This is a genomic window from Brachyspira sp. G79, assembly GCF_002379365.1.
GTDB lineage: Bacteria > Spirochaetota > Brachyspiria > Brachyspirales > Brachyspiraceae > Brachyspira.
In genome coordinates, this window is the sequence record NZ_JQIU01000008.1 from 2,031,816 (window position 1) to 2,058,057 (window position 26,242).

Sequence of the window (26,242 nt, forward strand, 5' to 3'; positions counted from 1 at the left end):
ATTTAAATATTACAAACTATACTAAAATAGTACCAATAGGAGGAAAGGATAATATTATAAATCATACTGAATTAAAAAAAGGAGATTTTATAATAATATTCGATGCTGATGATAATTATAATAAATCAAAAATCAATATAGAAAATCAGATTAATAAATTAGGTATAAAAAATGATAAAATATTCCTATTTCCAAACAACAAAGATAATGGTAATTTGGAGACATTAATTGAAGAAATAGCAATACATAAAGAAGTGCTTCATTGTTATGATAATTATACAATCTGTATAGATTCTTTAATTAATAAAATACCAGATTTAAAACATCAGGCTAAAAAATCAAAGGTATTTGCCTATATGAGCGGATTTGGTTTAAAAAACAATATTAAAGCAGAAGAGTTTGATTTAAGTCCTTATGTTGATTTTGATAATATTTATTTGAATGATTTAAAAGAATTTTTACTAAATACTTTTAAATGAATAATAATTAAAATTTTCAAATTTATTTAAATCATAAAATAATAAAATAAAAAATAATGGAAAACAACTTGAATATAAAAACTCAAAACAAAAAAATAGAATTACTCGCACCTGTTGGAGATGAAAGAGCTTTGAAGGCCGCTGTTAATGCTGGGGCTGATGCTGTGTATTTTGGCACTAAAAGTTTTAACGCTAGAGTTGGTGCTGCTGAAAACTTTGATGAAAAGAAACTTGAAGAGAATATAAGATTTGCTAAATTAAGAGATGTTAATGTTTATATAACCGTTAATACTTTAGTTTATAATGATGAAATTGATAAGGTGCTTCCTCTTATAAAAAGTGTTTATGATATGGGAGCTGATGCTATTATAGTGCAAGACTTGGGTATTATTGATATAGTAAGAAATAATTTAAATATTGCTATGCATGCTAGTACTCAGATGTCTTGCAATAATTTAGACAGTGTGAAACTTCTAAAAAATATTGGGCTTGACAGAGTGGTTTTAGCACGTGAAATGAGCTTGGATAATATAAAAATTATTAGAGATAATACTGATATAGAACTTGAAACTTTTGTGCATGGAGCTTTATGCGTGAGTTTTTCTGGGCAATGTGCTTATTCATATTTGCATGGCGGAAGAAGTGCCAACAGAGGGGCATGTGCACAGCCTTGCAGAATGGAATATAGAGGAGGTAAAACTAATTATCCTTTAAGTACAAAAGATTTGATGACTATTGATATAATTCCTAATCTTCTTGAAAGCGGTATAACATCTTTTAAAATAGAAGGGCGTGCTAAAAGAAGCGAATATGCAGCAATTACAACTTCTATATACAGACATGCTATTGATTTAGCTTTAGAAAATAAGGATATACCAATTGAGAAGTACAGAGAAAGTTTAATGAAGATTTTTAATAGGGGCGGATTTTCTCAAGGTTATTATTATAATTCAAAGGATATTTTTGAAAATTATAAACCTAGCCATGACGGAGAATATATAGGAGAGGTTACAGCATATAAGAAAAATAAAATATATATACATGCGGAGAAAGAATTAAATGTTTATGATGGGCTTTCATTTGGAGAGAGCGGAACTGTTGGAATGCAGATTTCTGATTTGTATAAAGATAATGAGAGGGTAAAAAGAGATAAAGGAAATTTGAGTTTTTCTGCTGTTATAAAAAATGTGAATGTAGGTGATAAAGTATATAGAACAACTGATAAACTTCAGATTGATGAGGCGAACAAAATAATTGAAAATGATAGTTTTAAACATCTTCTTGATTTGCAATGCATCATTGGATTTGATAATGACAAAATAAAATTGGAAGTTCATAGCAAATATGATGAGAGATTAAACAATATAGAATACATAAGCGATTATACTCTTCAAGAGGCTAAAACAAAATCAACCACTAAAGAAGATATTTTTTACTCTCTTTCAAAGACTGGGGCAACTGTATTTGAATTTGAAAATATTATTATAGAAGAGAATTTTAATAATCCTTTTATACCAGTAAAAGTGTTAAATGAAGCTAGAAGAGCTTTAATAGAAAAATTGGAAAATATTTTAATGAATACTAAAAAAATAGAATATAACAAAAATATTTTTAATAATATCAATTATCCTAATACTGATATAAAAGTTTTGATTGTAAACAGTGAAGAGAAATTAAAATTATATTCTGATATTTATTATGATAAAAGAATATTATTTCCAAGTGTTTATGATGAAAATATAATAACACTTTTTGAAAATAAAAAAATAGACGGTATAATACTTCCTCATGTAACATTCGATAAAGATATTGAAGTAATAAAAAGCATATTAGAAAAAACAGATGGAATGATAGTAATATGCAATAATTTAGGACATATTTGGGCATTAAAAGGAAAGGCTGTATTATGGTCTGGAATAGGACTTAATGCTATTAATAATTACAGCGTGAACTTTTTATATAAGTTAGGAGTCAATACTGTAATATCGGCTATTGAAGCAGGTAAAAAATTAAAAAACACTATAAGCATAAAAGAAGGTTTTATACCTGCTATGAACTTTGCATTCTGTCCTAAAAGCATGTCGGTGGGCTGCTCTAAATGCAAAGAAGAGGATATTATTGACAATAGAGGAAATACTGTAATATTTGACTGCGTGAAGATGTATAATAAAACTAGCTTTATACTAGAGCAGATAAAAAATAAAAATGGAAATATTTATTGTTATTAGAGAAAGTTTCAATCTCTTTATTATAGTTTTACTATTTCTTATATCATTTATAAAAAAAGCACTATCAGAGTATGCCAATAAATATACCTTACAAAATAGTCATTTAAAACATTAATATCTCTCATGAGATTATTATACTGAAATACTTTATAAATATCAAAGTATAATTCTTAATTTATTCTTATTTATTTTTCATATTTATTTTATCTAAAGTTTGTTTTGAAACAAGTATATTCACTATTTACCTAGCGTACGGAGATCTTCCAGTAGTAGTTTTATCAATAGGCTTTGCTATTTGAGAATCAAGTCCACTATATCTTGGAACATATTCTGAAGAATTGGCTGTCATATCATCAGCATATACTTGATATAGTATTATATTTTTGTTTTCATCAATAAAGCCTATAGGGTCGTACTCATAAAATTTATATCCTAAATGATAACGCTCTATAGCCTCAAAGTCTGTAGGAAGAAGCTGCCCGTATATATCTGAATATCTTGTGATTTTGGCATAAGCAAATATAAACTTACTGTAAGTATCTATTGCTATTAAATAATTATCAAGCTGAACTATTGCATTTCCCGCTGCTCTAATGAAAAAAAATCTCTCTATTCTTTTTGATAAATTATAATCTCCATTATATTGTACCAAAGGATTTCTGCCGTATCTATATACAGTCATAGGCGATATTTTTATGGGGGTTGATATGATAGGGCTTTCAGTGGTGTTTCCGTCATCGCTTGCATCAAAAGTATATTCTTCATAGTAACTTTTAGGTGTTTTTTCCCATACCCTGCCATCATCTGGTTTGAAAAAGCTATAAATAGGAACTGTATGAACATCAAAACTTATTTTCATAAGATATTCATACAGTTCATTACCATTGAATTTATAATTAATATCGTTCCATTCTTCTTTACTATTGAAAGGGTCTGTTGTGTCATAAGGGCTATATGGAGGCATATCAACATCAGAATAATATTTATCTAGTTTATTCATATTGTAATACCTTTGTTTTGAAGAATTAAAAGGACTATTACAAGAGCATAATATTACGGTAAAGATTAAACTAAAGAATATGTTCTTCATATATGTTTAATATTAATTAGCGGCAGGAGCAGCATAAGTTAACTCAACAGTAGGTGTTGCAGCATTATTTTCATCAAATTGTGATGGATCAGTTGCTCCAATCTGTACTTTAGCTGTTGCACCTTGTGAAGCATCATCTGCACTTTTAAAGTATATTTTAACAACTGCAGGGAAACTATTATTACCCATCTTTACATAAGCTACAAATGGCTTAATAGTTGTTCCAGTATAAGTAGCACCTTCTTCTATTATAATAGGATTATTAGAATCTATACTTTCACTGCCATTAACTGTTATAGAAGTTACTTGTGCCTGATCATTTAATACTATTACCAATTTCATACCATTCATATCACCTGAATATGTACCTGCTCTTTGTGATAAAGGTATTCCGTTTTGAGTACTATTTCCATCATTATTACCTGGAGATGTAGACTTGTTTGAGCAGGATAATACTAAAGCAAATAATACAGATATTAACAAAATACTAATTTTTTTCATTTCTTTTACTCCTCTTTTTTTATTTATTATTTTAATATATTAAAATAACATTTATAAAAACTCAATATAAAAAATATACAATTAACAAAAAATGTCTAATATTTGTATGTAAAATATGTACAAAATCAAAAACATGTTTCAAATGTATTAAAAAATTATAGATAAAAAGACGTTTTATAAAAAATGTCGGATAAAAGATTATTATCAAAAAACTATTTTTATTAAATTTATATGTATAAATTAGTATATACTGGAACACTTTTATTTTGTCAATTGATGCACTTTATACATAATTATCAACTTTTTTGCCGCACATGCCACAGACGGACAGGCGTCATAAAAGAACTGTGGTGTGCCCCCCAATATCAAAAATTACAAAATTAATTTTTTGACAAACTATAGGTTGTTTAGGTATATATTAATTAGCAGTATAAGTTAGTTCAACAGTTTTAATTTTAGGGTTTTGCGGTATACCAGCAAGGTCTTTTTGTATTACTTGTGCTGTTGCACCTGCAGTTTTATCAGTTTCGCTTTTGAATTCTATGCTTATTGTTGAACCAACTGGCATAATACCAAATATTAAAGTTACATCAAATGGTGAAGTAGTTGTTCCTCTATAATCAGCACCATCTGTTATTTCAATAGGTTGACCATTCTTGAGACTTTCAATACCGCCAATTAATATTGAAGTTATTTGTGCCTTATCATTTAATACTATTACAAATGTCGGAGCCGTTTCTTCAATTACATAAGTTCCTGTGTAAGTACCTGCTCTTTGTGATAGAGGAATTCCGTTTTGAGTATCATTTCCATTATTTTGTTCGCTGTCTCCTAGGTTTTCTTCATTATTTCCGCTGTTTTGATCATTGTCTGTGCTATTTTGTGTAGTATCTTCGTCGTTTTGTACATTATTATTCGGATTGGTTGTTGCGTTTGAGCATGACAGTGCAAAAACAAATAATATTAATAAAATACTAATTTTTCTCATACATTTTACCTCTTCTCATTATTTATATTCAAATTTTTAAATATATTAAAATAATATTAATAAAAATTCAATATAAAAAAATATACAATAAAAAAATGTATTTAATTTGCATGTAAAATATGTATAAATAAAAAATATGTATTAAATGTATAACAGCTTATATTTTAATAAAAAGACAATCCATAAAAAATGTTATTTTTGATAAATTAGTTATTGTAATTATTTTTATAATAATCTACAATTTTCTAAAAATGTCGGAGTAGTAATTATGATTAAAAAGATATTGATTTTGATTTTGTCTATGGTATTGGCTATATCATGTACAAATAACCCAAATAATTCAAATAATCAAACAGGCGGAAATGAGCCAAATGTACCAAGTGAACCAAGTATACCAACAACATCCATTAATTTTGATGAAATGTTCCTAAAATTTGAAACTGATAATAAAACAGTCCCTCATTTTACATTTTTTAAAGATGATGGACAAGCATCTACTGGTGCTAGACAATGGGTACAGAACAATGATGGTACTAATACCTGCTATATTTATAATGCCCCAGATAATGAAAGCGGTAACCAAATGCCAGGAGATCAGGCTAGTGAACCATTACCTATGAGTGAAATAAAAATATATGTATATAGAGGTGTTAATCCTTTTAAAACCCAAAATGACAATAATATAGAAAGCCAGTTTTATTTCTATAGATATACTGGAAAGGTTTTTGGATTTATGCAATTAGATAATTTCTTAATAGCTGTTGATACAAAAACAGGATTAGTATTCCCTTATGCGGTACCTGAAAAATGGTCAGCTTTGGGGTCTCCTGATGGGTGGATATCTGCAGAATTAGGTAAAACAGGAAATCCAAATGGCGGTGCTGACATAACTTTTACACCTCATAAATTTTGGCAGTATGATCCTATAGGGCAAGTTAATGATGATGGATCTGTTACTTTAGAACAGTTCTATATTGATGCTCAGGGAAATAATAATTATAAACCTCAATATACTGGAGCTTCACCTTATAAAGACATACAATAAAGTTCTTATAAAAGATATAAAAAAGATATTGTTTATTACAAGCAGCACTTTTTTGTTTATTAAAATTAGCAGCAGGCATTGAAAATTTAAATTATGCTTTGGGTGGGTGCTGCTTTTGTAGTGAATACTTAAAAGATTTAATTAAAACCTATTAAAAAACAAAGTCTTTAAAAATCTAAAAGGGCGGGCATTAAAATAAAGTTTTAAAATTTATTCTAATTCCCACCCTTTAAATTTTTTAATTCTATTTGTTATTTATAGCTTATTTTTCTATTTTTACTTTAACTGTTATTCTGGCTACCCACCCAAGATTTTTTTAAATTTACAATACTCTTTAACGCACGTTTAATCGATTATTATAAGCTACAAAAATTGTAATTATAAATTAAACCATATTTTTTAAATTCGTTCTGCGTGCGTAGAGTAAAATATAAATTAAAATCAGACTTTGGGTGTTGTACCTTTCGAAGTTCAGTCTTGTCAATTTAATAAAAATTCTATAAAAAAATAAAAACATTTAAATCTTAAAGGTGGGAATACAGAATTATTTAAAATTATATTTTATAGAAAGCTATTTAGAAAGCCTTTATTTTTAATATGTCATGTATATGAACTATACCAATAGGTTTATTATTTTCTTTATCCACTACAACAAGATTTGTAATTTTACCTTCCATCATATGCAAAGCCTCTCCTATTAAAGTATCTTCATAAATAACTTTAGGAGAAGTGTTCATAATATCTTTTACTTCTTTAGAGAGAATATTTTGTATATCATCATTTTTTACAATAAGTCTCTTCAAATCACCGTCTACTATTATACCTCTCAATATATTATTATCATCAACGACAATAGCTATACCAAGTTTACATTCTATTATTTTAAATAGAGCCTCTTGTAAAGTAGCATTAAGAGCTACAATAGGCAAATTTTCAGTATGCATAATAGATTTTACTTTAGCTAACTGTCTTCCTAAACTTCCTCCTGGATGAAAAACAGCAAAATCTTCTGCTCTAAATCCTCTAAGCTCCATTAAAGCAGTAGCAAGAGCATCAGATAATGCTAAAGAAGCAGTAGTACTTACAGTAGGGGCTAATTTTAAAGGACAAGCCTCTTCTTTAACATATGTAAGAAGAACAATTGCAGCATTTTTGGCAAGAGTAGAATTGATATCATTTGTGATTGCAATGTATGAAATATTCTGTCTTAAAAGCCAATTAACTAGCTCTATAATCTCACGCGATTCTCCGCCTTTAGAATAGAGTATGCAGTAATCATCTTTTGTAATCATACCAAAATCACCATGCATACATTCATTAGGGTCTACAAAGAAACTAGGAGTTCCAGTAGAGGCAAAAGTGGCGGCAGCCTTTCTTGCTATATGACCGCTTTTACCTACCCCTGATGTTATGACTCTTCCCCTGATTTGAAAAAGCTCTTTCACAGCATTTTCAAAATTACTATCAAGTTTATCAGATAAATCTCTCAGATTCTCGCTCTCTAATAAAAGAGTAGTCTTTCCTCGTTCTATTATATTCATACTAATCTATTACTGCCTTTATATTATTAATCTATTACATAACTTATCAAGTTTCCTGCCAAACCTTCTATAGCTTTATCAATATACTTCTTATCTTTTAGCTTTTTCTTATATAGATCTATTTTTTCTGGATTAATTTTTACAGCTGTTTTCATACAATACCCCTAAATAAATATATCTTCAATAAAAGATATTTCACGTTTATAATGGGTATCGTCTATTAAAACTGCCCCAAAGGAACATTTTTGATTAAAACTTAATCCTTTTTCAATTAAGTATTCTTCAGCTGTTTCATATAGTTTTCTTTTCTTACGTTCAGATATTGAGTAAGCTGCATATCCAAAACTTCCTTGTCTTCGATATTTTACTTCTATAAACACAATAACAACTCCTTTTGTCATTACTAAGTCTATCTCTCCTCTTGTTTTCTTCCCTCTAAAGTTCCGCTCTAAAAGAGAAAAACCAAGTTCTTCGAGATATTTTAAGGCAATATCCTCTCCTAGATTGCCTATCGCTTTTTTGTTAGCCATTTCTTATAATATTACTTTTCTTCTTCTTTATCTAATATCTTTGCTTTTACCTCCTCCAAAAAATTATTATCTTTATCAACACCAGCTATAAATAGTTGATTAGTTTCTAATAAATTAATAGTTTCTCCATCTTCAATAAACTCGCCGTTATCATTAGATACTATTTTTATAATCGGTCTTATTGGGAAATTTGGATTAGTTGCAAAAACAAATCCTTTTCTCTTATCATTAAGAAGAACTATACAGCCTATAGGATATACTGTAAATATACTTACAAATGTTTTGGATATATTAGGATCATATTTGGTATTTGCCCCATGTATAATTTCCCTAACTGCATCTGAAAGAAAAATATCTTTTTTACTGCTTTCCATATTTTTTTCTAGCATAAGGTTAAATGTAGATTTATGTTCATGAGTTTTAGATTTTGACACAGATATTCTTTTATGCTTAAGTATTTTTTCTACTGAATGTGCTATAGAAACTATTTTAGTGTAGAGATGTATTTGACTGCCTGTTAATCCTCTAGGATAGCCTTTACCGTTATAAAGTTCATGATGGGCTAATGATATAAGTGCTACTTCTTCCTCAAAACGAAAGCTATTTTTCATTATTTTATACCCATAAACTGTATGCTTTTTCATTTCATTGTACTCTTCAGTAGTAAAGCGTCCTAATTTATTTAATATTTTATCAGGTACTTTGGTTAGTCCTATATCATAAAGCATAGCACCGACACCTAATTTTTTTACTCTGTTCTCAGAGAATTTCATAGCTCTACCTATTATCATTGATATCATTGATACATTCAATGATCTTATATAATATTCATCAGCTTTTGGAAGATTTGAAAGGTTAAAAAGCTGAAGTACGCTGTTTAAATTCCTTCCTACTATATCCAAAATTTCATCTATAATCTCATTAAGTTCATTAATATTTACTATATTATTATTTTTATAATTACCTAAATTTGTTTTTACTTTCTTTATAATATTAAAATATATTTTTTTAAATACTTTATACTCTCTTATAAACTTATCAAAATCGGCACTAACCTGCTGCATCTCTATAGAAGCTGCATCCTCAACAAATACTTCTTCTATATCCCATTTTTTAAGCCTCATTATATCATCTTCTTTAAGTTCTATATACCCAGTAGACGCTATGAAGTCATTATACAAGTATATGTCTTTTTTCTCTGCTTTAGTTTTAATATCCTGAACGTTTATTTTATTAAATTTTCCCATTGCTTTATTCTGCCTTTAATTTATATATATATTTTAATATTATACTTACTGCTTCATATAGTGAATATGGTATCTCCTCGCCTATTTCTAACTGCATCAAATGCTTGGCTGTTTCTTCATCAGAAATAACAGGCACTTTGTTTCTATGAGCTGTCTCTACCATCTTTTTTGCCAAATAATGCCTTCCTTTGGATATAACAACTGGGGCATTATGTACATCTCTATTATATAATAGGGCTGCTGCCTCTTCAATATCTTTATTTTTCATTTCTTTTTCCTGCCAAATTTATTTCTATCTTTATATTATCAAAATCTTTTATAAGATTCATAAGTCCTTCTGCTTTAACCTTATTATATAGCTTTTTATCGAATAATTGAATATCAAATAAATATTTATTATCATCATATTTGGATATTTTTATCTCGCATAATTCTTTATCATCATAAAAAACAAAACTTAATTTATTTTTCTTTTCGCTTTCTTCTTTGTTTATATATAAGAGAAGTTCTTTTACCTCCTCATTTATTATAAATGGTATTGGAAGCATAAAAACAGTTTCTTTAAAATTCCTATTCTTCCTATTAGAAGAAAGTATTTTAAGAACAAGCATAAGCATATTAGAACTATCAGAAGATAATTCACCCTGAAGCATATCAAAGAGCATAAACCATGCACTAAAATTAGCATTTGCATGTATATATTTATCTAAGTTTTCTGCTAGATTATTATTGCTGTTTAATGCAGCAGTATTTAAAAGCATTAGTAATATTTCGGTTGTTTCGGTATTTTTGTTAGAGTTTTTTATGATGCTAAGAATGTCATTGAAATGTCTAAAAATATTTCCTAAAGAATTTATTTCTTCTACCGTTAAATATACCCCGTTAGACATTGCATTTAATATAAACTTCTTTTTATTAGAATCCAAGTCTGGAAGGTATTTTAATATAGTCTCCAAATATCTGATATTTTCATGGCTTGGTTTTATTCCTTTTTCTAGTAATGTGTTAGAAATTTCGGAATTATCTCTAATTATGTTAACTAAAATATCTTTTTTTGTGCTGATATTTTTTAAATTTTCTCTAGCCTCTTTTAAGCTTGAAGCATCTTTTAATAATGTGAGTGTTATCTCTCCATTCTTTTTTCCTACTAAAGCAAAGCCTTTTTCTGTCATGCCATTTTTGAATAATGCTGTAACTTTATTACCCATTATATTTATTAAAGCTCTGTTAGAATCAAGTTTACGCATTACAGAATATCTTACTATATCCCCATCTTTTATATTACCAGAATTATTTTTATTTGTTATATTATTAAAATATTTACCTACATTAAGCATGTAATTATTATATGCTGTTTTATAAATTTGTTAATAGGTAATTTTAATGCTTCAAAATATTATATCATAAAAAATTGAATTTAATGTAAATATGGTTTTATGCTTTATTTAATAAGATTTGTATATATAACTAAACAAATAAAGTTTGTCATAAAATTAGTTCTTTAAATTTGGATATTTGTAAAAGGCTTTGCCCAACTCTGCATGCTGACGAACTACACATAGTGAAGCGTACTCGAATGATAAAAACTTTGGCAAAGCTGCATCAAAAAAATTGATAATTCTATATAAATTGCATCAGTTGACAAAATAAAATTTGTATATATAAAATGTTTGCAAAATTATTTAGCTTTGAAAGCTATAAAAATAATATATTTTAAAAAATTAAATACTATCTTTCTTGCAAAAAAGAGCAGTCCTCATTAAATTTATACCCGTCAAAATAATAGAAAGGCATTTTATCTACTCTGTATATACCCCAAGTTTTTATACCGAATTTCAAATGATAATAAACTTCCTTTGTATCTTTATTTACTTCCATTATCTGAGAATTATTTCCGAAATCAAGAAGCATATTTCCATTGCTTAAAAAATCTATATCGGATATATAGTGAGAATATAGTTTATTTTCTGTTTTATATTCATAAATTTTTTCAGCCTTCCAGTTTCCATGAGAGCCAGTAATTTTATATTCAACGTATCTTGAGCCGTTAGGATTAATATCTTCATCGCCTTGATTATCAAACATGGCTATTACATTAGTTGATATTAAAAACAAAGCATGCTGGCTTTTAGGTCCGTCTGTATTTCCATCGCCTAAAACTTTATAAGGGTCAAATGATTTTAAATCTTTTAAGTATCTTCCATATGGGTTGTATGATTCCATAGTATCTAATGTATCATCTGCCATATACCAAATAAGCTCCCATTCACTGTAATCAACCGCCATAACTGCCAAACTTCTTACAGATAAATAAAGTATATCATTATTATCATCATAAACCAAAGAATTACAATGTGCCCAGTCCATAGGAAAATCTCTTTTTCTCCCTATACTATAGTATTTATTATCTTCATCAAATATGAGCTTTTTTAAATACTCTTTCTCTGACTCATCACCGTTTTTATTAACTATCTTTTTTATCAAATCGCCGACATACAAATCCCTAATCATATTTCCATTACTGTCTACTTCGCAAATCCTGTCTTCAACACCCCAAGCAGAGTTGGCAAGCATTATATAATTACTGTCAGTTTTTTTTCTTATAGTGTCATGATGAACGCCTATATCAAGTTTTGTTATGTCCAATTTGGCATTTCCAAGCAAATCGCTAACCCCCATAGTATCATAAATAACTATATCATTATCTTCATCAATAACCTTTGCTATTTCATTGGTAAGATAAAAGTTAGAATAATTAACATATCGCAGATTTCCGTTTCTGCTTACTCCCATTAAGAAAAGACCTTTCCAACTTTTGTTTATAACTGGGCTTGCAAAATATATCTCTTCATTATTATCAGTTAAATTGCTTATTGAACTTTCATCATTAATACTAGTAAAATATATATTCTCTTCAGGCACTAAATTTTTTATAACTCTGTTAGTCGCTGGTATATATATTCCGTCAATATAAAGTTTATCTATTATTATATTGGTAGATATTCTATTAGTGCCATTAATAATATAAATAGTATTTGTATTTTCAGAATACATGCCATGAATAGCAAAATTAGACCCGTAATTTTTAGGGTAAGTAAATATTATATCATTATCTCCAAGCATTCCCTTTGTTATCACTGTAACAGGATAATTATTATTAGTTTCTGTTTTGTATACTAATGATAAAGGGGTTTGCCCGCTAGGATTTAGTACAAGCTCACCTATATTGTCATCTGGAAGAGGAGTTTCTTTTTTTGAACATGAAAATATTAAAATCAATATAAAAACATTAAATAAAAACTTTCTCATAAATAAAATACCAAATTAATTATATTATTAGTTATTCTAAATAATAATCTCTTTTTATGCAACAAAAAAATTAAAATACATAGTATTATAATTGCTTTCATTAACCCGCCCGCCCACCCCAGTATACAATAAAAAAGATACTAATAAATAAAATATAATTTGATATAAAATAATTACTATTGACAGATATATTTTAAAATTATATAATAGTTCAAAGTTTTTATATATAATAATTTTTTTAATTGTATGCAAACTTAATCATTATAACTTAATTTAGGACATATATGATAGTTTTAGAAAATGTCAGTAAAATATTTAAAACTGAAAAAAATAAGCAGCTTAATGCAGTAAATAATGTTTCTCTTAAAATAGAAAAAGGCGAAATATACGGAATAATAGGTTTCTCAGGTGCAGGAAAATCTACACTAGTTAGATGCATAAACTTACTTGAAAGACCTACATCTGGAAAAGTATATATTGACGGCGAAGATATAACAGCATTAAACCCTAGAGAATTAAGACAGAAAAGAAAAAAAATTGGAATGATATTTCAGCAATTTAATCTCTTTGCTTCAAGAACAGTATTCAAAAATGTAGCCTATCCTTTAAGATACAGAGGGCTTTCAAAAGAAGAGATAGAAAAAAAAGTAATGTCTTTACTTGAACTTGTAGATATAAAAGAAAAAGCATATGTTTATCCTTCTCAGTTAAGCGGTGGACAAAAACAAAGAGTAGCTATTGCAAGAGCTTTAGCCAATGACCCGAATATACTTTTATGCGATGAAGCGACCAGTGCATTAGACCCGCAGACAACTTCTTCTATATTAAAATTATTAAAAAAATTAAATGAGAATTTGGGTATTACTATAGTAGTAATAACTCATGAAATGAATGTAGTTAAAGAATTATGCCATAGAGTAGCAGTTATGAATAAGGGTAATTTAATAGAAGAAGGCGATATATTTGAAGTATTTTCTCACCCTAAAAATAAAATTACTCAGGACTTTATAGATACTACTTCAAATCTTTCAAAAATATATACACTTGTAGAAGAAAAAGATAATATTACAAAAATTAAATCAGGCGAATGTATAGTAAGATTAAAATATAAAAAAGAAAGTGTAGGTGAGGCTTTAGTTTCTCATGTATCAAGAAAGTTTAATGTAGACCTTAATATAATATTCGGTAATGTTGAGCTTATAGACGACAGTCTTTTGGGAGGACTTGTTGTTATAATGCATGAAAAAGAAAAAGGCGGCATAACCAATACTATAAACTTTCTTAAAGAACAAAAAATAGATGTAGAGGTAATTAGCGATGCTAGATATGATGAATAATTTGATGCCCAATGTTATGGCTGATTTGCCAAGACTTTATCAAAGCATAATACAAACATTTGTTATGCTTATTTATTCGGGTGTAATATCATTTTTTATAGGCGGTTTTTTGGGCGTATTATTAATAGTTACCAAAAAATTCGGCATTATGGAAAATATATTGGTGTATGAAGTATTAAGTAAGGTTATAAATTTTTTCAGAGCTATTCCTTTTATTATACTTCTTGCCATGCTTGTACCTCTTACAAGATTTATAATGGGTACTGCCATTGGAGTAAAGGGAGCTATAATACCTTTAATATTTGGAACGGTTCCTTTTTTTGCAAGACAAATAGAGAGTGCATTATCAGAAGTTAATCCTGGTCTTGTAGAGGCAGCACAGTCTATGGGGTCATCGCCTGTAGCTATAATATTTAGAGTATATTTAAAAGAAAGTATTGCTCCTATAGCGAGGGGAACTACTATAACTGCTATAAGTTTAATAGGGCTTACTGCTATGGCTGGTGCTGTAGGTGCTGGAGGACTTGGTACTTATGCTATACAGTCTGGATATTATAGAAATAAACTTGATATTATATATGTATCTGTAATACTATTAGTTATATTAGTAGGTATTATACAAGCTATAGGAAACTTTGTGGTAAAAAAAGCAACACATTAAAAATTATTTAAATTTTATTAATAAAATAATTTAATTTATAAAAGGAAATTTATTTATGAATAATACTATAAACAATTCTATCAAAAGAAGAAAATTTGTTTTAATAGGTGCAGGTCATGTAGGCTCGCATGCAGGATATGCATTAGCAGCACAGGGACTTGCAGAAGAGATAGTTTTTATTGATATAGACGAAAAAAAAGCATTTTCTCAGGCTTTAGATATATTTGATTCTACAGTATATCTTCCTCATAGAGTAGAAGTTAAAGCAGGAAATTATAGTGATATTGATGATGCTGACATAATGGTAGTATGTGCAGGACCATTGCCTAATATGAATCAAACTAGAATGGATACATTAGGTGCTACTATAGAAGTTATGAAAGATATAATAGAAAAAATAAAAAAGACTAATTTTAACGGCATAATAATAAATATATCAAACCCTGCTGATGTAATCACTCATTATCTTCAAAACAAATTAAATTATAACCCAAAAAGAATAATATCTACAAGCACAACATTAGACTCAGCAAGATTGAGAAGAGCAATATCTGAAGCTATTAATATAGATCAAAAATCAATATATGCGTATGCTTTGGGTGAGCATGGAGAAAGTCAAATGGTAGCTTGGTCTGCTGTAACTATAGCTGGAAAACCTTTATTTGAACTAATGAAAGAAAAAGAAAAATATTCAAAATTAGATTTAAATGAATTAGCTAATAAAGGCAGAAGAGGCGGTTGGGAAGTTTTGGGAGGCAAAGGATCTACTGAGTTTGGAATAGGTACTTCCTTAGCCGAGGTTGCACGTGCTGTACTTTCTGATGAACATAGAGTTCTTCCAGTATCAGTTTATTTAAATGGAGAATATGGACAAACAGACGTTTATGCTTCTGTACCTGCTGTACTTGGAAGAGATGGAGTTGAAGAGATAATAGAGCTTAACATGAACGATGAAGAGAAAAAATTATTTAATGCTTCATGCGAAGTTATGAAAAAAAATTATGAATTAGCTTTAAAAATGTAATAAAATAATATTTTAATAAGAAAACAGTTAATGAATTTATTTATGGAGAATCAAATATATGAAAAATATAATTATATTTTTGAGCATGATATTTTTCGTTTCATGCTCATCTGGTAATAAGAATGAAAATGTTGTTAAGGTTGGGTATATAGGAGAGTCTGACAGAGTTATTTGGGAAGAGGTTATGAGACAGGTTTCTAATGATAATATAAAAATAGAGCTTGTATCATTCGGTGATTATCTGCTTCCTAATCAGGCTTTAAATGACGGTGATATAGATATGAATAATTTTCAGCATTATGCTTTCTTTAACAATGAAGTAGAAACTAAAGGATATAAATTAACTGCTATAGCCGATACTTGTCTTGCTGCTATGAATATATATTCTGACAATATAACAAATGTTAATGAAGTAAAAGAAAATGATAAAATAGCAATACCTAATGACCCTTCAAACGGAGGAAGAGCTTTAAAAGTTTTAGAGGCTGCTGGTCTTATAAAATTAAGAGATAAGAATATAGCAAATCCAGTATTAAATGATATATCAGAAAATAAACTTAATTTGGATATAATAGAAGTTGATGCAGGAAGTATATACAGTCTTCTTCCAGATGTTGCATGTGCTGTTATTAACTGTAATTTTGCTCTAAACTTCGGACTTAATCCAGACAAAGATTCTATATATAAAGATAATCCTACAAACTACGCTGATAAAAACTATATAAACCTTATAGCTGTAAGAGAAGAAGATAAAGATAATGAAATATATAAAAAAATAGTGAATGCTTATCAGTCAGATGAGGTTAAAGAAATTTACAGTAATGACTTTAAGGGAGCTTATATAGCTGTTTGGTAATGTTTTTAATGAATATAGTTTTTTATGATGAAGAAATTTTTTATATTTTTTTATTAATAATCATATCATATTCATGCAGCTCAAGCAATAAGGCAGAAATTATAAAGATAGGGCATATAGGTGAGTTTGATTCAGATATATGGGGTCAGATAAATAAAGAGATCGAACAGGATAATTGTAAATTAGATATTGTTTATTTTAATGATTATGAACTTCTAAACAAGGCTTTAAATGATGGTGATATTGATTTGAATGCTTTTCAGAATTATATTTATTTTGTAAATGAAACGAATGAGCATAATTATAAACTTTCTATTTTGGAGAGAACTTTTGTAGCACCTATGCATATATATTCAAAGAATTTTACAAATATAAATCAAATACATTCAAATTCTAAAATAGCTATTCCTATTGATAGAGTAAATTTATCTAGGTCTTTGCAGATATTAGAAGAGGCAGGTTTAATTAAATTAGAAAGACACAATAATAACTTTTATTCTTTAAGCAATATATCTGAAAATAATTTAAACTTGGAAATTATACCTATGGAAGCAAGTATAATATATTATAATCTGGATAAAATAGATGCAGCAATAGTTAATTATAGATTTATCACCGATTATCATAATTATAATATTATATATTATGATGATGTAACAAAATATTCACCTCAGGGACAAAAGGCATATGTTAATTTAATTGTATGCCGTGAAAAAGATAAATCGTATAATATTTATAATTTTATAGCCGTAAGCTATAAACAAAAATTAAATCTAAAATAGAAGAAAATAAATTAAAAGGGCTTATCGTTATTGATTAATAATTGAGGAGCAAAAAATGAATAATAAAATATTAAAAATAATAATATTACTATTTCTGATTATTTCATGCACTAAAGAAAATAAAAAATATATTACTGTAAAGCTAGGATGCATAGGAGAGCTTGATACTTATGTATTAGAATCATTAAAAGGAAAATTAGAAAAAGAAAATATAATTTTAGATTTGATAACTTTTTCAGATTACAGTGTATTAAATAAGGCTTTAGTAAGCAAGGCAATAGACTTAAATCATTTTCAGCATTATGCTTATTTTGCAAATGAAACAAATAAAAACGACTACTACTTATCTATTATAGCAAAAACATTTATAGCTGATATGAATATGTATTCGGATAATCTTACCAATATAGGACAAATAGGATTAAAATCTAAAATAGCAGTGCCTGAAGATGATATAAATCTCTCAAGAGCACTTAAAATATTGGATTCTATAGGTTTTATACGACTAAAAAAAACAATAATAAAAATTATAATTACACATTTGATGATGTAAGAGAAAACTATTTACTGCTTGAGTTTGTACCTATAAAATCAAGCGATATGCATTCTATTATGTCAAAAGTTGATGCAGCTATTGTAAATTATCATTTCAATTTTGATTTTAGAAACAGCAATATTATATACAAAGATGATCCAAGTAAATATCAGTCTGACATGTATGTTAATGTGGTGGCAGCAAGGCTTGAAGATGAAAATAATATAACTTATAAAACTATAGCAAATCTTTATAAGGAAAAAGTATTAGAGCTTATAAATTCAGGTAAAATAGAAAGCATTACGATGATTGATTAATATGCATTAAAAGTATATACTGAAGATATTTCTTAGAAATAATTAATTTAAATATATTAATTATTTCAATTATAAACTATAAATTTATTTTAAGGAGAAAAAATGAAAAAGATTTTATTATTGTTTATAACATTCATAATACTATCATGCGGCACTAATAATCAAAAAGGTACTGTAGTAAAAATAGGACATGTAGGAGAATCTGACAGAATCACTTGGAAGCCTGTTATTGAAAAGTTGTCCAAAGAGGGTATAACTGTAGAATTAGTATCATTTTCTGACTATACTTTGCCAAATCAGGCTTTAAATGACGGCGAAATAGATTTAAATGCTTTTCAGCACTTTGCTTATTTTAATAATGAACTAGCATCAAGAAATTATGATCTTACGGCAATAGGAACTACATTTATATCATCTATGAATATATATTCAAAAAATATTACAAATGTAAGCGAGCTTAAAAATAATGATAAAATAGCAATACCTAATGATCCTGCAAACGGCGGAAGGGCTTTAAAAGTTTTGGAAGCAGCTGGTGTAATTAAAGTAAACCCAGAAGCAGGAGATTCTCCAAGCATTGATGATATAACAGAAAATCCTCTTAATATAGAATTAGTAGAAGTGGATGCAGGAAGTTTATACAGTCTTCTTCCAGATGTTGCTTGTGCTGTTATAAACGGAAACTATGCTATTGACTTCGGACTTAATCCAGGAAGTGATTATATATTTAAAGATGACCCTTCTATATATACTGGGAACTCTTTTTATAATTTGATAGCAGCTAGAACTAAAGATAAAGATAATGAAATATATAAAAAAATAGTAGAAGCATATCAGTCTCCTGAAGTAGAGAAAGTATATGCAGAAGATTTTAAAGGGGCATACTTGCCTACTTGGAAATAATTTTATTTTAATAATAATTTATTATGTATTAGACTTACTGCAAAAATAACTATAAATTGATAAATATTTATAGTTTTGCAGCAAGTCTATTTATTTATTATTGAAATTATTATAAAAATAATATAATCTAATGTGAAATTAATACATAATAAAAGGAGAAAATAAATATGAAAAAGATTTTATTATTAATATTGTCTATGACATTTATAATATTATCATGCCAAGGCTCAAAAACAGATGCAAACAAAACTGTAAAGGTTGGATTTGCAGGAGAATCTGATTATCAAATTTGGAATCCAATAGTAGAAAAATTGGCAGAAGAGGGTATCACTGTAGAATTAGTATCATTTTCTGACTATACTATACCTAATCAGGCTTTAAATGATGGCGAAATAGACTTGAACGCTTTTCAGCATTATGCATACTTTAATGATGAAGTGTCAAATAAAAAATACAATATCACAGCTATAGCTGATACTTATATATCTGCTATGAATATTTATTCTACCAATATTACAGATGTAAGTCAAGTAAAAAACGGCGATAAAATAGCTATACCTAATGATCCTTCTAATGGAGGAAGAGCTTTAAAAGTTCTTCAGGCCGCAGGACTTATTAAAGTAAAACCAGAAGCAGGAGATACTCCATCTGTAAGCGATATAATAGAAAATCCTCTTAATCTTCAAATAATAGAAATGGATGCTGGTGCTATTTACGGAGTACTTCCAGATGTTGCTTGTGCTGTTATAAATGGAAACTATGCTATTGACTTTGGGCTTAATCCGGGAAAAGACTATATATTTAAAGATGATCCTTCTATTTACAGTGGTAAATCTTTTGTAAACTTAATTGCTGCTAGAACTAAAGATAAAGACAATGAACTATACAAAAAAGTTGTAGAAACTTATCAATCTGATATAGTAGAGAAAGTTTATAATGAAAACTTCTTAGGTTCTTATCTTCCTACTTGGAAATAATAATAAATAAATTAAGCCCTATATATTTTTTATATAGGGCTTTTTTTTACTCTTATATAATTTATTCAATTAATTTTTTTAACTAATTAATAAACTTGTTTCAAAACTCAATTTATTAATATTTATAGTTTTTTAATTTAATATTTTTTTGATTATAGTTGGGGATTTGTCCCCGCTCTGCGTGCCTTCGGCAACCCCACTTCTTTTGGACGCTGTCCGCCTTTGGCGTGGCACAAAGAAGCAGGCACAGCCCGCAGTCACGAAGACTGCATATTTATATATTAAAATGATAAATCATACAACATGTAAAACATATGATTTATTTAATAATTAATATTATATAATATAGCATAAAATAACAAACTCATAAAATTATTTGTCAAGTAGTTTTGAAACAAGTCTAATAATTACTCCCATAAATTTCTATTATTATAATATTTATCCAAACTATCGCTGAACCATCTGCCGTTCATTACATTTTTTATCATTTTATCTTTTAATTCTTCAGATAGTTCAGTATCATTATTCATTTCATTTATAATATCTTCGTATGTTGTGCTGACACTTTTTGATTCACACACTGCTTTATCATCTTTGGCATCTAATACCATAGAAAGATGAGTTTCATTATTCCATCTCTCCCAAGTGTTTAAGTTATCAGAGTTAGGGTCCCCTGTATATAGAAAGTTTTTTAAATATTGATTAAATATATCAGAAACATCTTTATATGAGGCAGATGCAAATAAGTTATCATCTATATTTTTATAATTATGTTCTTTAGCAAGCATAGGTATGAATATACCATGAAAAGCACCGAATGTTGGTATTTTATAATCGGAAGTATAATCTCCGTAGTTTATAGTACATAGGTATATAGGAGCATTATAATTATATTCGCTCATTTTTTCTGCTGAGGCTTCTGCATTAAAATATGCATACATTTTACTTCCGTATTTTATAGCGAAAGTTTTTGCTTTTTCTATATATTCTGCACTATAATTAGTCATCTCTTCTGAAGAGAAATATGAATCTCCATTTGCAAACATGCTGAACTCTGTATTTCCAGTAAGCATTATAATAGGTACTGCATTATAATCCTCTGTATCAAAACCTGATTTAGGCAATACTTCATCATCTCCGTAAAGATGAGGAAATACACTCATTCTTATTCCAGCATTTCCCATAAGAGGTATTAATCTTTCTGAAGATATGCTGTATAAATAGGCAGAAACATCAGCTCCTGAAGTTAAAAGCCAATTTACAGCTTCTTCTTCGCTTGCTGCTTTGCCGTCTTCTACTGCAAGAGGTGCTATTGCTTTTGCTATTTGTCTTCTGCTTAATGTTTCATCAGCTATGGTCATACCGCCGCTGAATGCTATAGCTTTTTGGAATTTACCTTTGAATATAGGACTTACCAATAATGCCATTACATCTCTTCCGCCTGCACTAAATCCTGATATGGTAATATTTTCTGGGTCTCCTCCAAAAGATGCTATATTATTTTTTACCCAGTCTAAAGCTAATGCTATATCCAAAAGAGTGTAATTTCCTGTTGTATTAGTTTCATTAATGAGAGCAGGTAAGTTATTAAAACCTAATAATCCTAAACGGTAATTAACAGAAACAAATACTATATCATCTTTTACAACCATATCTGTACCTATAAGTTCTTTTGTATTTCCAGTCTGATTATTTCCTCCATGCAAAAATACTAATACTGGTAAATCTTTAGCATTTTCTTTACTATAAATATCCAAATTCAAACAATCCTCACTTCCAACTACTTCATTTCCGCTTAACTGCAAAGCTAGTCCTTTCCACTTTGAAGCATCATATTCATTACTCCAGCTGTCTGGATTTTGAGGAGCCTGCCAGCGTGAAGCCTTACCATAAGGAACACTGTACCATACTAAAGCACCATTTTCTTTTATACCTTTTACTTTTCCAAATTGTGTTTCTCTTACTGTTTCGCTATTATTGCTGCAGCTTAAAATAATAAAAAGCGAAAAAAAGAGTAAGATATTCTTTTTCATTTTTGTTCTCCTTAAAATAAAATTATTCCTTTGAATGATATATATTATAATACTTTTGTTTTTTATTTTGTTAGTGAATAATATGTAATTTATATAAAATTTATATTTAAGTATATAAAATGGTTATATATTCTAACATATTATACATATAAATCAATACATGTAAAATATTATATATTAAAACTTAATAAATGGGATTATATATATGAATAATTTATATCTTATTATTTCTATATTTTTGCTAAGTAATGCAGTTATTTTGAACGTACTAATAACAAAGCCGCTTTATAAAATAAAAACTAGATTTACTATAAATGAATAATAGTTTTGAAACAAGTATATATTATATGCTCTTTTCTTCCTGCATCTTCTTTAATTTCTTTATCTCTCTGCTTACCAATATTACAGTTACTATCAAAGCAGCCCCATCAGCTACAGGTCCTGCATACATTACACCATCTATTCCTAATATTCTAGGAAGTATAATTATAAGCGGAAGTAAAAATATTATCTGCCTTGTCATAGATATAAAAGCTCCTTTAAACGCTTTGCCCAAAGAAGTAAAGAATGTTCCAGTTACTGGCTGAATACCATTTATAATCATTAATGCCATATATATACGCATATACTCTTCTGCAAAATGAAAATATAAATCGCTTCCGTCTCCAAATATTGCTACAATCTGTCTTGGAAATAATTGAAATAATAAAAATGCTGTAAAAGCCATAATTGTAGTAATTGTTATAGTAAGTTTATATGTTTTTATAACTCTGTCATAATTTCTTGCTCCGTAATTAAAACCTATTATAGGCTGGCTTCCTTGAGATGAACCTATTATAAAAGCCATTACAAGAGTATTAACCTTTGCAATAATACCTGCCACTGCCAAAGGTATATTGCCTCCGTATATAGAATTAGCTCCATAGTAACTAAGTACATTATTCATTGTAATTTGTACTATCATCATAGCTAATTGATTAAATCCGGGAGATGAGCCTAATGAATATATTTTTAAAATATTTTTAGGGTCAATTAAAAAATTATCTTTTTCAAATTTTACATGTTTGAACATGAATAAATATCTTATAACCATAATAAATGAAACAAATTGTCCTATTATAGTAGCAAGGGCTGCTCCAGACATACCCATATCAAATGTAAAGATAAAAATTGGGTCTAATATTGTATTTATAATAGCACCTGCAAGTACTGACGTCATAGAATATTGAGGACTTCCATCTGCCCTTATTATATGGCTCATCATTGTAGAAAATATAAATGGTATAAATCCTAATGCTGTTATATTTGTATATTCTACTGCATAAGGCAATACTTCGGGAGTAGAGCCAAACATCATCATTAATTTCTTATTAAATATTTTTACTATTACTGTGAATATAAATCCGAATATTAAAGCTAATACAATAGTATTTCCTATAATCTTGGCAGCCTTTTTATTATTTCCCTGACCTAATAATATACTATAAAATGAAGCACATCCAAATCCATGAAACAATGCTATGGACATACAAATAATAGTAAGAGGAAATGCTATATTTGTAGCAGCATTACCATTAATACCTACTCCTCTTCCTATAAATATCTGGTCTACTATATTATAGAGAGAGCCTACAAGCATAGAAATAATACTAGGTGTTGCGTATTTAAATAAAAGTTTATACGGTTTCTCATAATAAAGAGGATTGGAACTTACTGAATTATTATCCATAAAATTATCCCTATATACAATATTAATCTTTTAAGTATAATTTTATTTTATTATTTTTTCAAGTTATACATTTCAAACAATAAATTTTATTTTAACTCCCACCCTTTTAGATTTAAAAGTTTTATTTTTTATATGCACTTTAATTAAATTCATAAGTATATACTTTAAAAAGCACACCCGCCCAAAGTGTGATTTAAATTTGCAGTTTACTCTACGCACGGAGCATGGAACATTTATATATAATAAGAATTAGAATTAATAATAACTTTATATTTAATAATCGATTAAACGTGCGTTGCAGAGCATTACAAAATTTAAATAACGCTTGGGTGGGTAGCCATAGTAACACTTAAAGCTAAAAAATTAAAAAGCATCTATAAATAACAGGCAGCATTCAAAAATTTAAAGGGTGGGAATTAGAATAAATTTTTAAACTTTAATCCGCACCCTTTATAGTTAAAATAATCTTTATTTATATAAAAATCTCTTTATTTTCTTAGTAGGATTTTTAATAAACTCCTCTTCTTGGATAGTAAGACCTGATATTCTTCCAAACTCTGGAAGCATTTTATTAACTTCTATTCTATTTTTTTCTATTAGATTATTAATATCTTCTGCAGTTAAATTCTCGGCTTTCACTCTTTCATTATCCAAATATATAAGAGCATGAAGTTTATTATCTCTTTGTACTACTAAAGATTCCGCTATATAAGGCATAGTATTTAACTTGCTTTCAATTTCTTCAGGATAAATATTCTGTCCGCTTGCCCCAAGAAGCATGTTCTTACTTCTTCCTCTTATAAATATTCTGTTATTTTCCCCAAGTACCCCCAAATCTCCAGTTCTAAGCCATCCATCTTTAGAAAGTACATCAGCAGTAGCCTTATAATTTTTATAATAACCAAGCATAACGTTTTCACCTCTTACCATTATCTCTCCTACTTCACCTTCTTTTTCGGCATCAATTTTTACTTCAAGTGTGTCAATTATGCAGCCGCAGCTTCTTGCAACATGCTTATTCCAAGGTCCGTAACTTATTAAAGGTCCGCATTCAGTCATTCCATAGCCTACTGTGAATTTAAAACCTATATCCATAAGAAACTTTTCAACATCAGCATTCAAAGCACTTCCGCCTATAATAAGCTCATAAAAATTTCCTCCAAAAGCCTCAGTTAAATTATTTCTTATTTTTGATTTTAATAAAGATGATACTATAGGAAGTTTTAAAAGTTTTGATATTAAAGGTTTTTCTATAGTAGGAAGTATTTTTTTTATATAGATTTTTTCTATAATGAGAGGAACCATAAGTATAAGATTAGGTTTTACTTCGCTGAATGCTTTTAATAAAATATTAGGGCTAGGTATAGCATTAAGCATATATATGCAAGCTCCCTTAGAAAAAGGAAATAAAAAGTCAAATAAACAGCCAAATACATGGGCAAGAGGAAGAAAAGAAAGTATATGATCATTTGCTTTTACTGGCATATTGGCTATAGCAAATCTTATATTTGCAGCAAGTGAATTATGATTGAGCATAACACCCTTACTAAATCCAGTAGTGCCTGAAGTGTAAATTATAGTAGCTAAAGTATCATTTTCAAATATTGTAAGATTAAAAGTATCTTTACTTAAATCATTTATCTCTATATCATTAAAAATATTTTCTTTTTTATCATTTTTACTATCTTCATTTTTTTGATTATCTGTATTTGTTTGAATAAAAGTATCAAAGTTTTCTAAATAAAAAGCCTTGTTTAGTAAAGATAATGTATTACTGTCAATAGCTTCTATTATACGTTTATCTGCAAAAAGAAATTTAGAGCCTGAATCTTTTATAATTGAAGAAATATCCTCTTTTGAGAAGTCAACTAATATAGGTACAACAACTGCCCCATAACTTACTATTGAAATATATGTTAAAGCCCAATTAACAGAATTAGCTCCGCATAAAGCTATTTTCTCCCCTTTATGAATGTCTAGCTTTTTAAATGCTGTATGTATTTTTAATATGTTTTTAGCAACATCAGAGTATTTTAATATATTATCTGTACCATAATCAGCTAATGCATTTATATCCCAATTTTCTTTAATAGTATTTAGAATATAATCGCTTAATCTTTCTTTAATCAT

The 26,242-nt window shown here is 28.2% G+C and carries 25 protein-coding genes; 12 read left to right on the forward strand and 13 right to left on the reverse strand.

Annotated elements, in window-relative coordinates; genetic code table 11:
* Both KQ44_RS10365 and KQ44_RS10370 read left to right on the forward strand, forming a co-directional pair.
* Window positions 1-479: DUF3226 domain-containing protein (locus tag KQ44_RS10365; protein ID WP_096737333.1), on the forward strand; the 479-nt coding region annotated here is incomplete at its 5' end.
* 56 nt (window positions 480-535) lie between these two features.
* Window positions 536-2,707 carry a U32 family peptidase gene (locus tag KQ44_RS10370; RefSeq protein WP_205676564.1) on the forward strand — a complete coding sequence of 724 codons (2,172 nt, stop codon included), beginning with the start codon at window positions 536-538 and terminating at the stop codon, window positions 2,705-2,707.
* Window positions 2,708-2,948: 241 nt separating this feature from the next.
* On the opposite strand, the gene KQ44_RS10375 is transcribed toward KQ44_RS10370, so the two are convergent.
* From KQ44_RS10375 to KQ44_RS10385, 3 genes are all read right to left on the reverse strand, one after another.
* Window positions 2,949-3,707 carry a hypothetical protein gene (locus tag KQ44_RS10375; protein WP_240516594.1) on the reverse strand — a complete coding sequence of 253 codons (759 nt, stop codon included), beginning with the start codon at window positions 3,705-3,707 and terminating at the stop codon, window positions 2,949-2,951.
* Window positions 3,708-3,809: 102 nt separating this feature from the next.
* A complete protein-coding gene (locus KQ44_RS10380; RefSeq protein WP_096737334.1) occupies window positions 3,810-4,298 on the reverse strand; it encodes a hypothetical protein in 489 nt (162 codons plus the stop codon).
* A 418-nt stretch (window positions 4,299-4,716) separates the two neighbouring features.
* A complete protein-coding gene (locus KQ44_RS10385; RefSeq protein WP_096737335.1) occupies window positions 4,717-5,286 on the reverse strand; it encodes a hypothetical protein in 570 nt (189 codons plus the stop codon).
* A 268-nt stretch (window positions 5,287-5,554) separates the two neighbouring features.
* Here KQ44_RS10385 and KQ44_RS10390 point away from each other — a divergent pair, with 268 nt between their 5' ends.
* On the forward strand, window positions 5,555-6,331 hold the full coding sequence (locus KQ44_RS10390) for a hypothetical protein (RefSeq protein ID WP_240516595.1): 777 nt from the start codon (window positions 5,555-5,557) through the stop codon (window positions 6,329-6,331).
* Window positions 6,332-6,906: 575 nt separating this feature from the next.
* Here KQ44_RS10390 and KQ44_RS10395 read toward each other — a convergent pair.
* The 7 genes from KQ44_RS10395 to KQ44_RS10420 all read right to left on the reverse strand — a co-directional run bounded on the left by KQ44_RS10395 (window position 6,907) and on the right by KQ44_RS10420 (window position 12,958).
* Window positions 6,907-7,872 carry a KpsF/GutQ family sugar-phosphate isomerase gene (locus KQ44_RS10395; RefSeq protein ID WP_096737336.1) on the reverse strand — a complete coding sequence of 322 codons (966 nt, stop codon included), beginning with the start codon at window positions 7,870-7,872 and terminating at the stop codon, window positions 6,907-6,909.
* Between the two features lie 26 nt (window positions 7,873-7,898).
* A complete protein-coding gene (locus tag KQ44_RS15440) occupies window positions 7,899-8,027 on the reverse strand; it encodes a hypothetical protein (protein WP_013113728.1) in 129 nt (42 codons plus the stop codon).
* Window positions 8,028-8,036: 9 nt separating this feature from the next.
* Entirely contained in the window at window positions 8,037-8,402 is a 366-nt protein-coding gene (locus KQ44_RS10400) for a YraN family protein (RefSeq protein WP_096737337.1), read from the reverse strand.
* An 11-nt stretch (window positions 8,403-8,413) separates the two neighbouring features.
* Window positions 8,414-9,649, reverse strand: a complete 1,236-nt coding sequence (locus tag KQ44_RS10405) for an HD domain-containing phosphohydrolase (RefSeq protein ID WP_096737338.1) — start codon at window positions 9,647-9,649, stop codon at window positions 8,414-8,416.
* A gap of 4 nt (window positions 9,650-9,653) precedes the next feature.
* Window positions 9,654-9,917 carry an EscU/YscU/HrcU family type III secretion system export apparatus switch protein gene (locus KQ44_RS10410; protein ID WP_096737339.1) on the reverse strand — a complete coding sequence of 88 codons (264 nt, stop codon included), beginning with the start codon at window positions 9,915-9,917 and terminating at the stop codon, window positions 9,654-9,656.
* Window positions 9,907-10,986, reverse strand: a complete 1,080-nt coding sequence (locus KQ44_RS10415; RefSeq protein ID WP_096737340.1) for a hypothetical protein — start codon at window positions 10,984-10,986, stop codon at window positions 9,907-9,909. Before KQ44_RS10415 ends, KQ44_RS10410 begins: the two co-directional genes overlap by 11 nt.
* A 391-nt stretch (window positions 10,987-11,377) precedes the next feature.
* Window positions 11,378-12,958, reverse strand: coding sequence for an aryl-sulfate sulfotransferase (locus KQ44_RS10420; RefSeq protein ID WP_096737341.1), 1,581 nt, complete (start codon window positions 12,956-12,958; stop codon window positions 11,378-11,380).
* A gap of 284 nt (window positions 12,959-13,242) precedes the next feature.
* On the opposite strand from KQ44_RS10420, the gene KQ44_RS10425 reads away from it, so the two are divergent.
* From KQ44_RS10425 to KQ44_RS10460, 9 genes are all read left to right on the forward strand, one after another.
* Window positions 13,243-14,295: an ATP-binding cassette domain-containing protein gene (locus KQ44_RS10425; protein WP_096737342.1), complete on the forward strand. Its 1,053-nt coding sequence runs from the start codon at window positions 13,243-13,245 to the stop codon at window positions 14,293-14,295.
* Window positions 14,276-14,956, forward strand: coding sequence for a methionine ABC transporter permease (locus KQ44_RS10430; protein ID WP_096737343.1), 681 nt, complete (start codon window positions 14,276-14,278; stop codon window positions 14,954-14,956). The genes KQ44_RS10425 and KQ44_RS10430 overlap by 20 nt, the downstream gene beginning before the upstream one ends.
* 55 nt (window positions 14,957-15,011) lie before the next feature.
* Window positions 15,012-15,980: an L-lactate dehydrogenase gene (locus KQ44_RS10435; RefSeq protein ID WP_096737344.1), complete on the forward strand. Its 969-nt coding sequence runs from the start codon at window positions 15,012-15,014 to the stop codon at window positions 15,978-15,980.
* 58 nt (window positions 15,981-16,038) lie between these two features.
* Window positions 16,039-16,836, forward strand: a complete 798-nt coding sequence (locus KQ44_RS10440) for a MetQ/NlpA family ABC transporter substrate-binding protein (RefSeq protein ID WP_096737345.1) — start codon at window positions 16,039-16,041, stop codon at window positions 16,834-16,836.
* Between the two features lie 8 nt (window positions 16,837-16,844).
* Entirely contained in the window at window positions 16,845-17,618 is a 774-nt protein-coding gene (locus tag KQ44_RS10445; protein ID WP_240516597.1) for a MetQ/NlpA family ABC transporter substrate-binding protein, read from the forward strand.
* A 55-nt stretch (window positions 17,619-17,673) separates the two neighbouring features.
* A complete protein-coding gene (locus tag KQ44_RS15445) occupies window positions 17,674-18,171 on the forward strand; it encodes a MetQ/NlpA family ABC transporter substrate-binding protein (protein WP_276307041.1) in 498 nt (165 codons plus the stop codon).
* A gap of 14 nt (window positions 18,172-18,185) precedes the next feature.
* Window positions 18,186-18,470 carry a MetQ/NlpA family ABC transporter substrate-binding protein gene (locus tag KQ44_RS15450; RefSeq protein WP_276307058.1) on the forward strand — a complete coding sequence of 95 codons (285 nt, stop codon included), beginning with the start codon at window positions 18,186-18,188 and terminating at the stop codon, window positions 18,468-18,470.
* A gap of 102 nt (window positions 18,471-18,572) precedes the next feature.
* On the forward strand, window positions 18,573-19,373 hold the full coding sequence (locus tag KQ44_RS10455; RefSeq protein ID WP_096737346.1) for a MetQ/NlpA family ABC transporter substrate-binding protein: 801 nt from the start codon (window positions 18,573-18,575) through the stop codon (window positions 19,371-19,373).
* 167 nt (window positions 19,374-19,540) lie between these two features.
* Entirely contained in the window at window positions 19,541-20,350 is an 810-nt protein-coding gene (locus KQ44_RS10460; RefSeq protein ID WP_096737347.1) for a MetQ/NlpA family ABC transporter substrate-binding protein, read from the forward strand.
* A 407-nt stretch (window positions 20,351-20,757) separates the two neighbouring features.
* Here the strand turns inward: KQ44_RS10460 and KQ44_RS10465 are convergent, their stop codons facing one another.
* The 3 genes from KQ44_RS10465 to KQ44_RS10475 all read right to left on the reverse strand — a co-directional run bounded on the left by KQ44_RS10465 (window position 20,758) and on the right by KQ44_RS10475 (window position 26,242).
* Entirely contained in the window at window positions 20,758-22,383 is a 1,626-nt protein-coding gene (locus tag KQ44_RS10465) for a carboxylesterase family protein (RefSeq protein WP_096737348.1), read from the reverse strand.
* Between the two features lie 343 nt (window positions 22,384-22,726).
* Entirely contained in the window at window positions 22,727-24,112 is a 1,386-nt protein-coding gene (locus KQ44_RS10470) for an MATE family efflux transporter (RefSeq protein WP_096737349.1), read from the reverse strand.
* Between the two features lie 468 nt (window positions 24,113-24,580).
* A complete protein-coding gene (locus tag KQ44_RS10475; RefSeq protein ID WP_096737350.1) occupies window positions 24,581-26,242 on the reverse strand; it encodes an AMP-binding protein in 1,662 nt (553 codons plus the stop codon).

Excerpts from the sequence above, each read along its gene's own strand:
- KQ44_RS10460 (WP_096737347.1), top strand. The coding sequence starts at position 19,541 with ATGAAAAAGATTTTATTATTAATATTGTCTATGACATTTATAATATTA.
- KQ44_RS10370 (WP_205676564.1), top strand. The coding sequence starts at position 536 with ATGGAAAACAACTTGAATATAAAAACTCAAAACAAAAAAATAGAATTA.
- KQ44_RS10375 (WP_240516594.1), bottom strand. The coding sequence starts at position 3,707 with ATGAATAAACTAGATAAATATTATTCTGATGTTGATATGCCTCCATAT.
- KQ44_RS10415 (WP_096737340.1), bottom strand. The coding sequence starts at position 10,986 with ATGCTTAATGTAGGTAAATATTTTAATAATATAACAAATAAAAATAAT.
- KQ44_RS10395 (WP_096737336.1), bottom strand. The coding sequence starts at position 7,872 with ATGAATATAATAGAACGAGGAAAGACTACTCTTTTATTAGAGAGCGAG.
- KQ44_RS10400 (WP_096737337.1), bottom strand. The coding sequence starts at position 8,402 with ATGGCTAACAAAAAAGCGATAGGCAATCTAGGAGAGGATATTGCCTTA.
- KQ44_RS15440 (WP_013113728.1), bottom strand. The coding sequence starts at position 8,027 with ATGAAAACAGCTGTAAAAATTAATCCAGAAAAAATAGATCTATATAAG.
- KQ44_RS10430 (WP_096737343.1), top strand. The coding sequence starts at position 14,276 with ATGCTAGATATGATGAATAATTTGATGCCCAATGTTATGGCTGATTTG.
- KQ44_RS10465 (WP_096737348.1), bottom strand. The coding sequence starts at position 22,383 with ATGAAAAAGAATATCTTACTCTTTTTTTCGCTTTTTATTATTTTAAGC.
- KQ44_RS10420 (WP_096737341.1), bottom strand. The coding sequence starts at position 12,958 with ATGAGAAAGTTTTTATTTAATGTTTTTATATTGATTTTAATATTTTCA.
- KQ44_RS10425 (WP_096737342.1), top strand. The coding sequence starts at position 13,243 with ATGATAGTTTTAGAAAATGTCAGTAAAATATTTAAAACTGAAAAAAAT.
- KQ44_RS10435 (WP_096737344.1), top strand. The coding sequence starts at position 15,012 with ATGAATAATACTATAAACAATTCTATCAAAAGAAGAAAATTTGTTTTA.
- KQ44_RS10380 (WP_096737334.1), bottom strand. The coding sequence starts at position 4,298 with ATGAAAAAAATTAGTATTTTGTTAATATCTGTATTATTTGCTTTAGTA.
- KQ44_RS10390 (WP_240516595.1), top strand. The coding sequence starts at position 5,555 with ATGATTAAAAAGATATTGATTTTGATTTTGTCTATGGTATTGGCTATA.
- KQ44_RS10410 (WP_096737339.1), bottom strand. The coding sequence starts at position 9,917 with ATGAAAAATAAAGATATTGAAGAGGCAGCAGCCCTATTATATAATAGA.
- KQ44_RS10455 (WP_096737346.1), top strand. The coding sequence starts at position 18,573 with ATGAAAAAGATTTTATTATTGTTTATAACATTCATAATACTATCATGC.
- KQ44_RS10445 (WP_240516597.1), top strand. The coding sequence starts at position 16,845 with ATGAATATAGTTTTTTATGATGAAGAAATTTTTTATATTTTTTTATTA.
- KQ44_RS10385 (WP_096737335.1), bottom strand. The coding sequence starts at position 5,286 with ATGAGAAAAATTAGTATTTTATTAATATTATTTGTTTTTGCACTGTCA.
- KQ44_RS10470 (WP_096737349.1), bottom strand. The coding sequence starts at position 24,112 with ATGGATAATAATTCAGTAAGTTCCAATCCTCTTTATTATGAGAAACCG.
- KQ44_RS10440 (WP_096737345.1), top strand. The coding sequence starts at position 16,039 with ATGAAAAATATAATTATATTTTTGAGCATGATATTTTTCGTTTCATGC.
- KQ44_RS10405 (WP_096737338.1), bottom strand. The coding sequence starts at position 9,649 with ATGGGAAAATTTAATAAAATAAACGTTCAGGATATTAAAACTAAAGCA.
- KQ44_RS15445 (WP_276307041.1), top strand. The coding sequence starts at position 17,674 with ATGAATAATAAAATATTAAAAATAATAATATTACTATTTCTGATTATT.
- KQ44_RS10475 (WP_096737350.1), bottom strand. The coding sequence starts at position 26,242 with ATGATTAAAGAAAGATTAAGCGATTATATTCTAAATACTATTAAAGAA.